The following is a 15,044-nucleotide window of genomic DNA, read 5'->3' as shown; positions in this document are numbered from 1 at the left end:
CGAGCGCTGTTTTCTGTCAAACCGCCGAATGTTACGGATCAAGTCGTCGTTGCTGATGAATCCAGTCGACAATCTCACCTTCAGGCGTGTAACCGCTGACTGTCTCGCGTAGAAGCTGGCGTACGCGATTGTAATCGTCGCGGGAAATAGCGGCCAGGAGATCTGCAAGCTTTTCCTTCAGCGTTTCCCAAGGCAGCAAATCTTCGCTGGCACTCATGATCATAGGATGCTGAGTGGCCACGACGTTATCGCCAATCAACAACTCTTCATACAGTTTTTCGCCAGGGCGCAGACCACTGAACTCAATGGCGATATCGCCATGGGGGTTACGATCAGAACGGACGCTCAACCCGGAGAGATGGATCATTTTCTCGGCCAGCTCGACGATTTTTACCGGTTCGCCCATGTCGAGCACGAATACATCGCCGCCCTGCCCCATGGAACCGGCCTGGATCACCAGTTGAGCGGCCTCGGGGATGGTCATGAAGTAGCGAGTGATCTTTGGATGGGTAACGGTCAGGGGGCCGCCGGACTTGATCTGCTTGTGGAACAGCGGGATTACCGAGCCGGAGGAGCCCAGGACATTGCCAAAGCGAACCATGGTGAAGCGGGTTTTATTGACCTGGGAAACGTTGCTGGTATCGCCAAAAAGCACCGGCGCCATTTCACGACTGAGCGCTTGCAGGGTCATTTCGGCCAATCGCTTGGTGCTGCCCATTACATTCGTTGGGCGAACGGCCTTGTCGGTAGAGATCAGTACGAAGTTGGAGACCCCGGCCTGTAGCGCGGCTTGTGCGGTGTTGAGAGTGCCGATGACGTTGTTCAGGACACCTTCTGCGATGTTGTGTTCGACCATGGGAACGTGCTTATAAGCAGCTGCGTGGTAGACCGTATCCACATGCCAGCTCTTCATCACATCCAGCAGTTGTTTTTCGTTGCGAACGGAGCCCAAGATCGGCAATAGATTCACCGACAGCGACTCGCGACTAACCCTCTGCTCCAGCTCAGACAATATGCTGTAAAGATTGAATTCACTGTGTTCGAAGAGCAGCAAAGTCTTGGGTCGAGCGCCCAGTATCTGACGACAAAGTTCAGAACCGATGGAGCCGCCAGCCCCTGTCACCAGAACGCACTGATTCTCGATGCAACGTGAAAACAGGTCTTCCTGCGCCGGTACAGTATCGCGGCCGAGCAGGTCAGCAATATCGACCTCTTGAATATCGTCGACCTTGACTCGTCCACTGGCCAAGTCCATAAATCCAGGGACGCTTCGTACATGTAGAGGGAAAGCCTCGAGAAACCCAAGTATTTCACGGCGCCGAGCGCGAGTTGCCGAGGGTATCGCAAGCAGGATTTCCTGCGCCCCCGTCACCTCAATCATCTGCTCTATATGTTTAGGTGTGTAGACGTGCAACCCGGATATCACTCGATCAGCAATACTCGAGTCATCGTCTATGAAGGCAACCGGGCGCATAAGGCGCCCCATCCGCAAGGCAACCGCTAGCTGGTTACCGGCCGATCCAGCTCCGTAAATAGCCACTTTCGGAAGCCCATCATCGCGACTGGTGAAGGGTACATGCTGCGCAGCTGAAAACCAGTCACCGAGGAAATATTGGCGCATTGCCAGGCGCAGCCCGCCAATCATGACAAGGCTCAGCCACCAATAATTGAAGATGATCGAGCGAGGGACGACGGGATCATGGTTGCTGTACCAATAAACGACGAGCGCCAATATCAATGAAGAAAGACTGACAGCCTTGACGATGGCAATCAGTGCATCATTGCCAAAATAGCGCATTACAGCACGGTACATACCGAATCGGATGAACAAGGGAATCGCCACAATCGGTGCGCTGATAAACAGCCAACGATGCCCTTCCAAGGGGTTGATCAGTTCATCGATACCAAGGCGCACGACAAATGCCATCCAAAGCGCAAGCCAAACCAGCACCACATCCGTGGCGACCTGAATCAGTCGCTTCTGTCGACGTGGCAGCTCCAATAATATATTGCGCAACTTATCCATAACCCCTTCACGCACCTCGTACCGCTCACAAACCGGGTTCGACGCAATTGTTGTAAGACCTCAAGACAAATCAACCCTGCACAGTTGACTGAATTTGCAAGAAGCTGCGCCGAACGATGGCCAATCCATGGCAGCCCTTTATTTTCCTGACTGCCACTGCTCAAAGCATAAAAGGCTTGGACGTAAAAATACCGCGAGCACTCTACCTGAACTTAAGCCGCTGCGGCTTCGCTCATCACTGCTTCTAAAACCTGACACGTCTTGTCGATTTCTTCGTCAGTCAAGGTGGGGTGAACCAGAAACATCAGGCTGGTCTCCCCCAGCTCCTTCGCCACTGCCAGGCGCTCGGTCGGCCGCCAAGCGGTACCGTCAAAGGCCTTCTCCAGATAAACCTCTGAACAAGAGCCAGAAAAGCAGGGAACGCCACGAGCAGATATCTCGTTCAGAATCCGATCACGGCTCCAATCGGCCTTCAGCGCTTGAGGCTCAACAAATACATAGCATTTGTAGGCAGCATGCAAATTGTCTTCGGGCAGCGTAGGAACGCGCAGGCCGATCAACCGGTTTGCGGTACTCCAGATTTTCTGCGCGTTGGCTGCACGTTTTTCGTGCCACTGCGGCATGAGACGCAATTGAATTCGGCCAAGCACCCCTTGGACTTCCAGCATTCTCCAGTTAGTACCGAAGCTTTCATGAAGCCAGCGAAACCCTGGTGCATGCTGGCGCTCGTACACCGCCTCCCAGCTTTTGCCATGATCCTTGTATGACCACATGGACGACCACAAGGCATGATCGTTCGTTGTGACCATCCCTCCTTCACCCCCAGTGGTCATAATCTTGTCCTGACAGAAAGACCATGCACCGATGTGACCAATTGAGCCGACAGGACGGCCTTTGTATCTGGCGCCATGAGCCTGTGCACAATCCTCGATCACCTTCAGGCCATGCTTCTCAGCGAGCGCCATGATCGGGTCCATATCGCATGGCCAGCCGGCCAGGTGAACACAGACGATGGCACGTGTGCGGGGAGTAATAACTGCCTCGACAGTCCGAGCGGTTATGTTCTGAGAGTCGCGATCCACATCAGCGAACACCGGAGTCGCACCCGCATTGACAATGCTGGATACCGAGGCCAGGAATGTACGAGAGGTTACAACGACTTCGTCCCCCTCACCGATCCCCAAGGCCTTGAATGCTACATCCAGAGCGACGGTGCCGTTGGCCAAGGCAATCGCGTACTCCGTACCGCTCCAGGCAGCAAACTCCTTCTCAAACTCGCGGCATTCCTGCCCGGTCCAGTAGTTGACCTTGTTAGAGAGAATGACATCGCGAACCGCGTTGGCTTCTTCTTCGGAGAACGAAGGCCACGGGGAAAAAGGAGAATTCGACACAACCATTACCCATCAATTTAGAAAGTTAAGAACGCCCAGCAACACCTTTCTCACCACTGGACAATCAGCAGCGTCGCCGGTTCAGTATCCTTTAATCGCTCGAGCGGGTACACCAACGACAACACTATTGTCTGGCACATCGCTAACCACTGCAGCCCCGGCCCCGACGACAACCTCAGAGCCGATAGTCATCATCTGCTTTACACAGGCGCCGATACCAATCCAACTTTTGCTTCCCACTTTCACCGCCCCCGCCAGCTTGGCTCCAGGGCTGATGTGAACAGCATCCTCCAAACAGCAATCGTGGTCGACGCTACACCCTGTATTGAGTATGGCGCCAAAGCCCACTGTCACATCAACGTTGACTATCGCGCCGGCAAATACCACGGACCCTGGGCCTATCGACGCATACTGACTGACTATCGCCGCAGGGTGGATCAGCGACACCACTGGCGCAGCGGATGCAATCAGGTCGCACAGCTTGGTATGTCGAACGGCATTGTTACCTATCGCAACCACAACGCCATCGTATTCGCGGATCCTGGCAAGCAGTGCCGGGGTGTCCCCGATCACTGACCAGTGGCCGTTAATCGTTCGAGAGGGCCAAGAGTCGTCAAAAAAATCCACCTGCTCCCAACCACAGCACAGGGCTGTATCGGCGACGACTTTGCCATGCCCACTGGCGCCTAACACAGCCAAGCGTTTCATCGCTTGTTACCCGTGAATTTGGACATGGTGACTTCGCCTTCGCCACTGATACCTTCTTTGACAATGACTTTCTTCAACGTGAGGAAAATAATCTTCAGGTCAAGCCAGAACGACTGATTGTCCACATACCAGACGTCAAGCTTGAACTTTTCCTCCCAACTCAATGCATTGCGTCCATTGATCTGAGCCCACCCCGTCACGCCGGGTCGCAACTCATGACGCCGGCCTTGCTCCTCGCTATACAGCGGCAGGTACTCCATCAACAGAGGACGCGGCCCCACAAGGCTCATATCGCCTTTAAGAACGTTCCACAGCTCCGGGAGTTCATCCAAGCTACTTGAACGCAGGAAGCTGCCAAATGCAGTCATGCGCTCCGAATCCGCGAGGGGAGTGCCATGCTCATCAACTGCATCTCGCATGGTCCGAAATTTGACCATTTCGAAAGGTACACCGTCACGCCCAGGACGAATCTGCCTGAACAATACGGGGGACCCGAGCTTCTGACGGATTTTCCAAGCAACGATACCCATTACAGGTGCCAGAACAATCAGACCGCAAAAAGAAGCCACTATGTCGAAAAAACGCTTGAACTTCTGTCGATCCAGCCGAGGAATGAATACAGCCGATTGACGCTTGGCCAATGCTTCGAAAAGCACTGCAAATCGCTTCGTGCCCACTTGTAAAGCCAGCTTTTCCCGATAGAAACGCTGTCCCTTTTCAGCCATGAGATCACGCTCTTGTTGACTGGAATTCATCAACGCCAGCGTCGCCTCAACCAAGGAATGCGGATCTTCGGACTGAGCGACCAGGCCGCATCCACTGTTGATCACCAAGTCGGCAGCATCGCCATCGACAGCCATCAGCATTGGCTTTCCGGCGGCCATATAGGCTTGAGTTTTGGAGGGAATGGTGATCGAAAAAAGAGGATCCTTTTTCAGATGTACCAGTAGCGCATCCGCTGCCGACAAATAGCTTCCGACTTCAGCCATCGGCACAGGCGGTAGAAACAGAACATTAGACAAGCGTTTCTGCAGGGCCAGCGACTTCAATCGCTCCACTTCGACGCCGCCACCCAAGAAAATGAAGGTGACTTCAACATTCCGGGCTTGCAGTAATGAGGCGGCTTCAAGTACCGAATCGAGCGCTTGTGCCTTGCCCATATTGCCAGCGAACAGCACACGGAATGTGCCCGCATCGGGAAAATTGTCCGGCAACGTCTGACTGGAGACGGCCAACTGGTCTTCAGCGCACCAGTTGTAAATAACTTCAATTCGACTCTCGGGAACGCCTCGCTCGACCAAGAGTCGTTTGAAACCAGGAGACAGCACGACCAACTGATCAACGTGCCGATACACCCAGTCGCACACCTTGGCAACGACGTTCAACGCCTTTTCATTGGAAAACATGCCTGTTGCCCGCAGGGTATCGGGCCACATGTCTTGAATGTCATAAACGACAGGTATGCGACGAAAAAAACGAATAAAGGCCGCTGCGATACCGACCGTTAACGGTGGATGATAAGCATAAATCACATCCGCCCGCTTGGCAGCGAAGAGCCCATAAAACAACGAAGCAGCCGCGAAGCTGACGTAGTTCAGAACTCGACCTATACCACTTTGCCCATGGCTTGGGTATAACGGGACCCGCGTGACCTTGACACCGTCGATCACTTCCTTTTGAAAAAGTTTTATCTTGTAGCCGGCATACAGCTTCCCACCTGGATAGTTGGGAAAACCAGTGATCACTTCAACATCGAATCCTTGCTTGACCAGTTCACGAGCAAACACCAAACCTTTAAACGTAGGCTCGGGATCAAACCACTGGGTCAACAACAGTACGCGGGTCGCCATGTGCCTTAGTACCTTTTCCAAACAGTACGCATTACGTAATCACGGTAGCTGTGGATAATCCTGACCACCTTTTCAGCAACGTTCGGCATGCTGTAATCAGCGACCAGGCGCAAGTCGCGCTGCTCCCCTTGGCCCTGTGTTTCCAATATTTGAAGACCCTGCAGCACACGCTCGACTTCTAGGCCGACCATCATAACGGCCGCCTCCTCCATGCCCTCTGGACGCTCGTGGGCTTCACGAATATTCAAGGCTGGGAAATTCAGAATAGAGGACTCTTCGCTGATCGTCCCACTGTCGGACAGCACGGCCTTAGAGGTCAATTGGAGTTTGTTATAGTCCTTGAACCCCAGCGGCTTCAAGAGTTGGACGTTGCCGTGAAACTTGACGCCCATTGCATCGACTCGTTTTTGAGTACGAGGATGCGTTGAAACGATAACCGGCATGTCGTATTCAGCAGCCACTGTATTGAGCACATCGACCAGCTTTAGAAAGTTCTGATCTGAATCGATATTTTCTTCACGATGCGCGCTGACCACAAAAAACTTTCCAGCCTCCAGGCCCAATCGTGAGAGCACATCGGACTGATCGATCCCCTCGCGATAATAATTGAGCACTTCAAACATCGGGCTGCCGGTCTTGATAATCATTTCAGGCGGCAAGCCTTCACGCAGCAAATAATCGCGAGCGATGGTGCTGTAGGTCAGATTGATATCAGCCGTGTGATCGACGATACGCCGATTGATTTCTTCAGGCACACGCATGTCAAAGCAACGATTGCCCGCTTCCATGTGGAACGTCGGGATTTTACGTCGTTTGGCCGGAATGACCGACATACAACTGTTGGTATCCCCCAGTACGAGCATTGCTTCAGGTTGAACCTCGCCCAACACCCGGTCCACGCCGATAATCACATTGCCGATGGTCTCAGCGCCCGTTGCGCCGGCCGCATTCAGAAAATGGTCAGGCTTACGAATACCCAGGTCCTGAAAAAATATTTCGTTCAGTTCGTAATCGTAATTTTGACCGGTGTGAACCAAAACGTGGTCGCAGTGCTCATCAAGTTTTGCCATCACTCGTGACAAACGGATGATTTCTGGACGCGTGCCCACCACTGTGACAACTCTCAGCTTTTTCATTGCAATTCCCTGTTTACAGAGGCTTACGCTTGACAGCCCACGGGCTGAGCATAGGTATCCGGGTGTTCGCGATCGAAGATTTCATTGGCCCACAACATCACAATCATCTCGTCTTGACCGACGTTAGTGATGTCATGCGTCCAGCCAGGCACGGTTTCAACAATTTCCGGTTGCTCGCCAGTGGTGAACAGCTCGTAGAACTCACCGGAAACAATGTGCCGAAAACGGAAGCAGGCCTCGCCCTTGATAACCAAAAATTTCTCAGTTTTGGAATGATGGTAATGACCACCACGAGTGATACCCGGATGAGCCGTGAAATAGGAAAACTGGCCGGCATCAGGGGTTTTGAGCATCTCCACGAACACGCCACGCGGATCACCGTATTTGGGGACCTGGTAAGTAAACCGCTCAGGTGGCAAGTAGCTTAAGTAAGTGGAGTAAAGCGCGCGAACCAGCCCGGTCCCTACGCGCTCCGTGATCATCGATTTGCGACTGTCACGGAAAGCGTAGAGCTGTTCGGAAAGCTCACCTACCGTTGTGCTGTATTGTGGCTGCACGTTAACAAAGGGGTCGCCAGCCAGTTTGCCGTCCATTACGGCAATGAAATGAGCGACCACATCATCAATATAAACAAGGTTCACGCACGCTTGCGGATCATTGATCTGGATGGGTAGGTCGCGCGCAATATTGTGGCAAAAGGTTGCCACTGCGGAGTTGTAATTAGGCCGCGCCCACTTGCCGAACACATTAAGCAACCGGAACACATGCACAGGACAGCCATGCGTGGACTTGAGACTCTGCAACTGCTGCTCAGCCCCACGCTTGCTGCTTCCGTAAGGATTATCCAATTCCGCCTGGCTGGACGACGTGTACAGCACCGGTATTAGCCGGCCACTGGCCTTGACCGCTTCGCACAGCAAGCGAGTCAGATCAGTATTGCCGGTTTGGAATTCCTGAGGATCCTGCGGACGATTGACGCCCGCCAAATGAAAAATGAACTCTGCTTGCGCAACGAGGCCTGGCAAACTCTCTTGAGTGCTCTGACGAGTAAAGAGAAGCACCTCGACATCTGGCCGCTCGCGCAGGTGCGAGATCAGATTCTGGCCAACAAAACCATTGGCACCGGTAATCAGAACTTTCATGAATTACTCCTCGGGCGTTGCGTGCTCGCCACGCTGTATGGCCCGTATGAAGTCCAGCTTCAACAGCAACTGCTGCATGCCCTTCACGTCCAAGCGTTCTGTATTGTGCGAGTTGTAGTCCTCGGTGCGGGAGATCTTGGTTTCGCCCTGCTCCACAAACTTAGCGTAATTGAGATCGCGCAGATCCGGTGGAATACGGAAGTAGTCACCCATGTCTTCTGCACAGGCCATCTCTTCACGACTTAGCAGCGCTTCATAGAGCTTCTCGCCATGGCGTGTACCGATCACCTGGATGGGGTGTTCTGGTTTGCCGACCAGCTCCGTCAACGCCCGGGCCAGGACCTCTACCGTTGCAGCGGGAGCTTTCTGTACGAACAAATCACCATTATTACCGTGCTTGAAGGCATACAGCACCAGGTCCACTGCATCGGCCAGTGTCATCATGAACCGTGTCATGTTTGGATCGGTCAGGGTCAACGCTTTGTCAGCGCGAATTTGCTCGATAAACAAAGGAATGACAGAACCGCGAGAAGCCATGACGTTGCCATAGCGGGTACCACAGATGACCGTCTTGGTATCGTCAAGGTTACGAGATTTCGCCACCATGACTTTTTCCATCATGGCCTTGGAAATGCCCATGGCATTGATGGGGTAGACCGCTTTGTCAGTGCTCAGGCAAACAACTCGGCGAACCTTGTTCTGGATCGCGGCTTCCAAGAGATTTTCGGTGCCGATGACATTCGTCTTCACGGCTTCCATCGGATGGAATTCGCAAGAGGGAACCTGTTTCAGAGCGGCGGCATGGAAAATATAGTCGACGCCACGCGTGGAGTTCAGAACGCTTTGATAATCACGAACATCGCCAATGTAGAATTTCAGCTTGCTATTGGCGTAGCGTTTACGCATGTCATCCTGTTTTTTCTCATCGCGGCTAAATATACGAATCTCGGCAATATCCGTTTCGAGAAAACGCTTGAGCACCGCATTACCAAATGAACCGGTGCCGCCAGAAATAAGAAGTTTTTTTCCACTGAACATATTGAGTCCTGAATTCAATGCAAGCGACTGTCAGTTTGACTGCAGAGCTGAGAGGATGACGTCATCTTTTTGTTGTGCCGTTGGGTAGCTGATCAGCACCGCCCGGTAAGGTCCCTTGAACACAAAGAAGCTACCGGCCGCCACCCCCACCACACCGCATTCGGCGATGACCTTTTGCATATCTTCAAGCGAACCGCCGCCCCCGAGTATCGTAATGGGAATCTTGACGGTTTGACGCAATTTGGCTGCCAGGCTGACATCGTAGCCCTTCATGCGACCGTCGTTATCGATAGAGTTGATAACAATTTCACCGGCGCCGAGCTCAGCCATCTCTGCCGCGACTTCCAAGACTGATCGCTTGGTATTGCGTGTACCGTTATGCGTCCACACATCCTGAGTGTTGCCGAGCAGCCGTCGTTTGTGATCCAGGACCACTACCACGCTCTGTCGGCCGATTTCCTGAGCAATGTCAGAGACCAGTTGGGGATTCTCAAGTGCCGCAGCACTAATGGCGACCTTCTCCACCCCCAGGCTTATGATTTTCCTTGCCTGTTCAGGGGTCCTGACGCCACCGCCATAACACAGAGGCATACGGCATTCCGCAGCCAGATTGGCAATCTGCTTGTAGTTTGGTTCGGCCCCGTTTACCGAGGCATCGATGTCCAGTACAACCAGCTCATCGGCTTCCTTTTCATTGAAAATCTTGACCGCATTGATTGGGTCGCCCACGTATTTAGGGTCTTTGAAGCGAACGGTCTTGACCAGTCCACCATCCTGAATCAGAAGGCAGGGAATAATTCTGGGCCTGAGCATGTCAAATTTCCGCGAAGTTCTTCAAGAGGTTGGAACCCCAGTGGTGGCTTTTTTCCGGGTGGAATTGAACACCGAAAACATTCCCTTGGGCGACTGCGCAAACAAAATCATGGCCGTAGGATGCGTGAGCAGCAGCCCCGTCAGCCCCTTCACAATCGAAATAGAACGAGTGCAGGAAATAGAACCTTGCATCGTTTTCCATGCCCTTGAACAACGCTGAGCCTGATGTCGGGCGCACGTCATTCCAGCCCATGTGCGGCAATGGCAAATCCTTCAAACCCGGTGCATCGGCAAATGCCTTGACGCGGCCATCGACCCACGCCAGGCCAGACGACGAACCTTCGTCGCTGGATGCTGCCAGAATCTGCATTCCGACGCAGATTCCCAGGACCGGCACCTGTTCTTCTCGGACCATTCGCTCCAGAGCGGGACGCATTCCAGAGGCGTCCAGACGCTCCATGGCGTGATCGAATGCGCCGACGCCCGGCAGAATCAATCGTTTTGCAGCGAGCAGATCGTCTGCCTGTCTAGCAACGCTCACCGGAATGTTCAAGCGCTTGTAAACATTGACAAAAGCCTGAATATTTCCCAATCCGTAATCGATGATCGTGATCATCTGAACAGCCTTCTTTCCAAGCCTAAAGCACTCATTACACGCGAACCAACGCCAATGAGGAAGCGTTTGTTACGATAATCGTTGTAGGTTTTGTTCTCGCCGTCGAAGATTTCCTGCAACTGCTCGACCGTAAGGTCCAACTTGTTCGCGACATACTCGAACTCGCCCTTGAGAAACTGCTCATCCAATTCGGGCCTTGAGATACGCTCCAGTGCGGCTTCGCGAGTCATCTGGCCAGTCATGATCAAGCTCGAAAAGTGCGCTCGACGCTTCTCATAGCCGAATTTGCGAGGCATCCAGTAATCTTCGTAAAATCGGGTGAAGCGAGATTCGTGATGCTTGTGCTGAAAACGCTTCCAGCCAAAGCGCTGTTCCAAGGTGTCTTCCGCATCTTTCTTGATATAGGGCACCAGGTTCAACGGTTTGACCACCGTCATCCCGAAAACACGCTGATACAGGACCTTGTAAATAAGAATATCTACCAACGGGAAACTTTTGAGCTTCCGGGTGCCAAATTTTTCGTGAATATCCTTGAACAGGGTCTTATCAATCCCAGGATACCCTCCCCACTCTTCAGGTTCGCGACAACACTCGGTGGAGTAATTCGCCCCTGTCAAGATGTATTTGATCTTGTTCTCGCGGGCAAATTTATAAAGGCCGGAGAAAAATGCTGCATCTTGAGGCAGGTCTTGGTCAGCAATCTGCGAACGTAGAAAAGCGACCTGCAGATCCTTCATCTCTTCCCAATTGACCACCTCGGTATAGAGGTGTAGACCGAGCCCATCCACCAGCTTTTCGATGTTACCCACGGCCTGATCGGTGTTCCAGCCAGCGTCAACGTGAAACAGAAGAGGACGCAGCCCCATTTTTTCCTTGGCGATATAAGCGGCGTATGAGCTGTCCAGACCGCCACTCAAGCCAATAATGCAATCGAAGTCCTTGCCGCGACCTTCAGCCTTGATTTTTTCGGCCAGCGCCATTAATTCAGACTCCCCACGCTGGTCAGTATGCCAGTTGGGCTTAATCGTGGAGCTGAAATTATTGCAGTAATCACAGACTCCATTAGCATCAAACGTGATCCGAGGATCGCGTGTATCCATGATGCATTGGGTACAGATCTGGTAGTGGGCCATTGTAAATTCCGTGGTTAAACCAAAAGGCGCTTTGCCATACGGCGATAGTCTAAAAGGTCGGATGCGATTTCCAAAGAGCGCTGTGACATTTCGTCGAGCATCGCTGGATCCTTCTCAATGGCCATGAATGCGCTCGTCAACGCCTGCTCACTGCCAACCTTCCAGCCATTACCGCGAACGAAGGGTTGATGACTCGGCACGTCCGCGATGACAACCGGGCGCCGGGCACAAAGGCTCATCTGCATAGTGGCCGATTGACTTCCGGGCTGAACGTACACATCAGCAGCACAAAGCAGGCGGTACAGCTCATCGGCAGTCTTCCAGCCTAGAAACTGCACGCGAGGGTCCGCAGCCGAAAGACTGGCAACCTCAGGTTCGATCGACTCATGAACGCGCCCGACAATCAGAAAGCGAAAGTTCTGGGCCTTAGTCGCTGAAAAAGCCTTCAAGCTTTCGATGAGTTTCTTTTTGCTATCGAACTTCCCTGATTGCAAGAATACAACCTGGCCCTGTGTCAGCTGCAGCTCTGCCCTGACCTCATTGCGATTCGCCTCATAGGTCGCGTCATCGGCGATGTAGCCACCCAAGGGAAAGAACTCCATGTCTTCGTGGGCGATGCCATACTGCTGATGACAAAAATCGATCGTCTCCAGAGAGATGCACAATACCTTGTCGATCCAAGGCAAGGCACGACGAATAATCGGACGATAATAAAAGCGATGCAGTATTTTTGAGAGCTTGCCAACAGCACTGTTATTGGCATCCTCATGGCTGTCCACATACAACCGAACATGGGGATTATCGCGCTTGTATTTCGCGGCGGTATTTAATTCCCAACCGCACAGCCCGTGAAACATGATGACATCGGGAGAAAAGCGCTCAAGAATATCGGCAACGCCCGGATGCATCCTGAGCTTTTTCTTCATGAAAAAGGGAAACGGACCTTTGTAGGGCAACCTGATGACGGTAGCGCCGTCGCTCCCTACATACTCACCTGCAGCAACATAACCCAGAGAGAGATTATCGACGTAGGTTTCCGTCGAGGCCACGACCAGTACGTCATGTCCGGCGGCAACATGCTCACGTACCAGTTCATTTTCCTGGTAGCGATAGTTGTCAATGTAAAAGCAGGACAGACATAAATGTATAATTTTCATATTAAATTCTGGCTTTTCAGGAACGCTTCTGGATCATTGAACTGAACGGCGACCGCTGTTAGTTTTTCATCTGAATACTCCCACCACCGGCTCTCCAACAACCCGGCAATGACGTTTTCCGAGAAACGATAACGAATCAATCGCGCCGGATTACCGGCATAGATGGCGTACGGAGGGACGTCTTTGGTCACGACACTCCCCATGCCGATGACCGCACCCACACCAATGGTAACCCCGCCCTTTACATAAACCCCTTCTCCAATCCAAACATCGTGGCCGATTACGGTTTTCGGTTCCCACCGATAATCGTGCCGAGAGAATTTTTTCTGGATGCTTTCCTTGTGGGCAAGAAAGACCGGGCTGGTGGACACAAACTCGATGGGGTGTCGGGCCCCTCCAACAACAACTCGACTGGCAATTGAACAGAAACGTCCGACCGACGTGTGGATGAACGAACAGTCATAACCACAGAAGGAGTGCTCGCCGAACTCGCTGTTTATCACAGTGCAGCCTGACTCGACCTTGGAGGTCGAAGGAATTGAGGAATGATGAACCGCTTTCCCTCGAAGTTTCCTTAGCACTCTGGAATAGATATAACCGATCATTCAATTCGCCCTCCGAGTCAACCGGATATCATATTTATCTGCAAAAAATACCAGCATCCAGAATGCCCCGCCGAACGAGGTCAGCATGGTAAAAAAAGATCCATTGGTCGACACAAATGCCAACGGAAAAAGGACCATAATTACAAACATTCTGTTCCAGCCGCTCGCCACTCTGTCAAGCACCAACAACCAAGCCGTATACACCACAAAAATAAAGAATACACCCACGCTTCCAAGAGCTGCGACACCGTCAGTTGCTACAAAGCTGGCATTTGACTGGCTTTCAACGCCCAACACCCGCTCGGCGAGAATTTTCCCCAATGCGGGCCACTTTTCATCTCCCGCATAGGCCAATGGCGTTTCGATGAGCCCTCCGATGAAGGTGACATGAGACCAATAGGTATAGCCTTGCACTGAAAAGAGGTCATAGTACTGGCTCACAAACAAGCCAGGCACGGCGATCAACCGCGTAAAAAAATAGAAACCCAATTCATTAAACACATCTGACAGGTCGAACAAAAATGCAATCAGACTTACGCCGAGCGCCCCAACAGCATACAGCGCACGCGGATTTTCCGTTCCGAAGCCACGCCATCTGAACATCACGAATATGATCAACAGTACAAACGGCAGCAGCAGGACTGTCCGCTCAGCTGTGATCATGTAGACGAACACAAATCCGGCCAACCCCAGCAATAGAATAACCGCACGTTTGTACATCAGACCGATCACAAAAAGGCAGGGAGAAAAAACGTAAGCCAAATAGACTTGGCAATACCCGACAAATAAGGAAGTTGCCGCACCGGCTTCTCGCTGCTGATAAACCTCATCCAGACCTGAAAAGGAAAGAATGGAAGCGTAGGTCGCATAGAGAACAACAAAGCAGATTGCCGAGCCCAGTAAACTTAATATCACCACAAGTGCAGAGGGCCCTTTTTCCCCCTCCGTGCCAGCAGGCGCGCAACGAACAGCAATACAACAAAGAACAAGGCCTAGGGAAAAATTGCAAAAAAGCCAGAAGTATCGGTCCAGCGAGTCTTCGTGACTGACCATTGCGATCATCAACGAAGGAATGTAAACAAAAAAATAAATAGCGTGAATAAACAAGGACGAGGGCCGCTCGAAACTCAACGGCAAGAAGGCCGTAGTCGCCATCATAAAAATGCAGGCAACCAGCAGCGTTACTCCGTCGTAATGTGGTTGACCATACCCCCAGAACGCCTGGACCACCGCCAAGTACTTTTCATGTCCGAGAACGATGGTCCCTCCGTAGAGAAACACCCAAAACATTAACCAAAGTCGATCCCTGGAGGTGGCCCACGTACGCTCTTTTAATGCCTCCAACAACCCAGCAAAATTCAATGCAACCTCCTGCACCTTCAATCAACGTCCTTGTTGCAAACAAAATTATTAGAACACAAGAACATTG

13 protein-coding genes and 1 pseudogene are annotated in these 15,044 nt (G+C 52.2%); all 14 read right to left on the bottom strand.

What is annotated here, in order from left to right:
- Positions 1 to 31: 31 nt before the first annotated feature.
- The 14 genes and pseudogenes from AC3IX4_RS07380 to AC3IX4_RS07315 all read right to left on the bottom strand — a co-directional run bounded on the left by AC3IX4_RS07380 (position 32) and on the right by AC3IX4_RS07315 (position 14,992).
- Positions 32 to 2,026: a polysaccharide biosynthesis protein gene (locus AC3IX4_RS07380; protein ID WP_489259920.1), complete on the bottom strand. Its 1,995-nt coding sequence runs from the start codon at positions 2,024 to 2,026 to the stop codon at positions 32 to 34.
- Positions 2,027 to 2,238: 212 nt separating this feature from the next.
- Positions 2,239 to 3,417 carry a DegT/DnrJ/EryC1/StrS family aminotransferase gene (locus AC3IX4_RS07375; RefSeq protein ID WP_489261239.1) on the bottom strand — a complete coding sequence of 393 codons (1,179 nt, stop codon included), beginning with the start codon at positions 3,415 to 3,417 and terminating at the stop codon, positions 2,239 to 2,241.
- Positions 3,418 to 3,498: 81 nt separating this feature from the next.
- Positions 3,499 to 4,125: an acetyltransferase gene (locus AC3IX4_RS07370; protein ID WP_489259919.1), complete on the bottom strand. Its 627-nt coding sequence runs from the start codon at positions 4,123 to 4,125 to the stop codon at positions 3,499 to 3,501.
- Positions 4,122 to 4,730 carry a sugar transferase gene (locus tag AC3IX4_RS07365; protein ID WP_489261238.1) on the bottom strand — a complete coding sequence of 203 codons (609 nt, stop codon included), beginning with the start codon at positions 4,728 to 4,730 and terminating at the stop codon, positions 4,122 to 4,124. The genes AC3IX4_RS07370 and AC3IX4_RS07365 overlap by 4 nt, the downstream gene beginning before the upstream one ends.
- A 162-nt stretch (positions 4,731 to 4,892) precedes the next feature.
- Positions 4,893 to 5,975 (bottom strand): annotated as a pseudogene (locus AC3IX4_RS07360) (glycosyltransferase family 4 protein); the annotation flags it as partial.
- 5 nt (positions 5,976 to 5,980) lie between these two features.
- Complete coding sequence (wecB, locus tag AC3IX4_RS07355; RefSeq protein ID WP_489259918.1) at positions 5,981 to 7,111, bottom strand: non-hydrolyzing UDP-N-acetylglucosamine 2-epimerase; 1,131 nt, start codon at positions 7,109 to 7,111, stop codon at positions 5,981 to 5,983.
- 23 nt (positions 7,112 to 7,134) lie between these two features.
- Complete coding sequence (wbjC, locus tag AC3IX4_RS07350; RefSeq protein ID WP_489259917.1) at positions 7,135 to 8,253, bottom strand: UDP-2-acetamido-2,6-beta-L-arabino-hexul-4-ose reductase; 1,119 nt, start codon at positions 8,251 to 8,253, stop codon at positions 7,135 to 7,137.
- Positions 8,254 to 8,256: 3 nt separating this feature from the next.
- Positions 8,257 to 9,291, bottom strand: a complete 1,035-nt coding sequence (locus AC3IX4_RS07345; protein WP_489259916.1) for a polysaccharide biosynthesis protein — start codon at positions 9,289 to 9,291, stop codon at positions 8,257 to 8,259.
- Positions 9,292 to 9,321: 30 nt separating this feature from the next.
- Positions 9,322 to 10,104: an AglZ/HisF2 family acetamidino modification protein gene (locus tag AC3IX4_RS07340; protein WP_489259915.1), complete on the bottom strand. Its 783-nt coding sequence runs from the start codon at positions 10,102 to 10,104 to the stop codon at positions 9,322 to 9,324.
- 1 nt (position 10,105) lies between these two features.
- Positions 10,106 to 10,720: an imidazole glycerol phosphate synthase subunit HisH gene (gene hisH, locus AC3IX4_RS07335; RefSeq protein WP_489259914.1), complete on the bottom strand. Its 615-nt coding sequence runs from the start codon at positions 10,718 to 10,720 to the stop codon at positions 10,106 to 10,108.
- Positions 10,717 to 11,853, bottom strand: a complete 1,137-nt coding sequence (locus tag AC3IX4_RS07330) for an N-acetyl sugar amidotransferase (RefSeq protein WP_489259913.1) — start codon at positions 11,851 to 11,853, stop codon at positions 10,717 to 10,719. Before AC3IX4_RS07330 ends, hisH begins: the two co-directional genes overlap by 4 nt.
- A gap of 14 nt (positions 11,854 to 11,867) precedes the next feature.
- Positions 11,868 to 13,010 (bottom strand): glycosyltransferase family 4 protein, encoded by a 1,143-nt coding sequence (locus AC3IX4_RS07325; RefSeq protein ID WP_489259912.1) that lies wholly within the window; start codon positions 13,008 to 13,010, stop codon positions 11,868 to 11,870.
- The gene (locus AC3IX4_RS07320; RefSeq protein WP_489259911.1) at positions 13,007 to 13,615 is read right to left on the bottom strand and encodes a CatB-related O-acetyltransferase; all 609 of its coding nucleotides are present in this window, start codon (positions 13,613 to 13,615) and stop codon (positions 13,007 to 13,009) included. Before AC3IX4_RS07320 ends, AC3IX4_RS07325 begins: the two co-directional genes overlap by 4 nt.
- The gene (locus AC3IX4_RS07315) at positions 13,616 to 14,992 is read right to left on the bottom strand and encodes a hypothetical protein (protein WP_489261237.1); all 1,377 of its coding nucleotides are present in this window, start codon (positions 14,990 to 14,992) and stop codon (positions 13,616 to 13,618) included.
- Positions 14,993 to 15,044 lie beyond the last annotated feature (52 nt).

It is taken from the genome of Pseudomonas sp. KH_021 (genome assembly GCF_057838865.1).
This window is presented reverse-complemented; position numbering and strand designations above follow the sequence as displayed.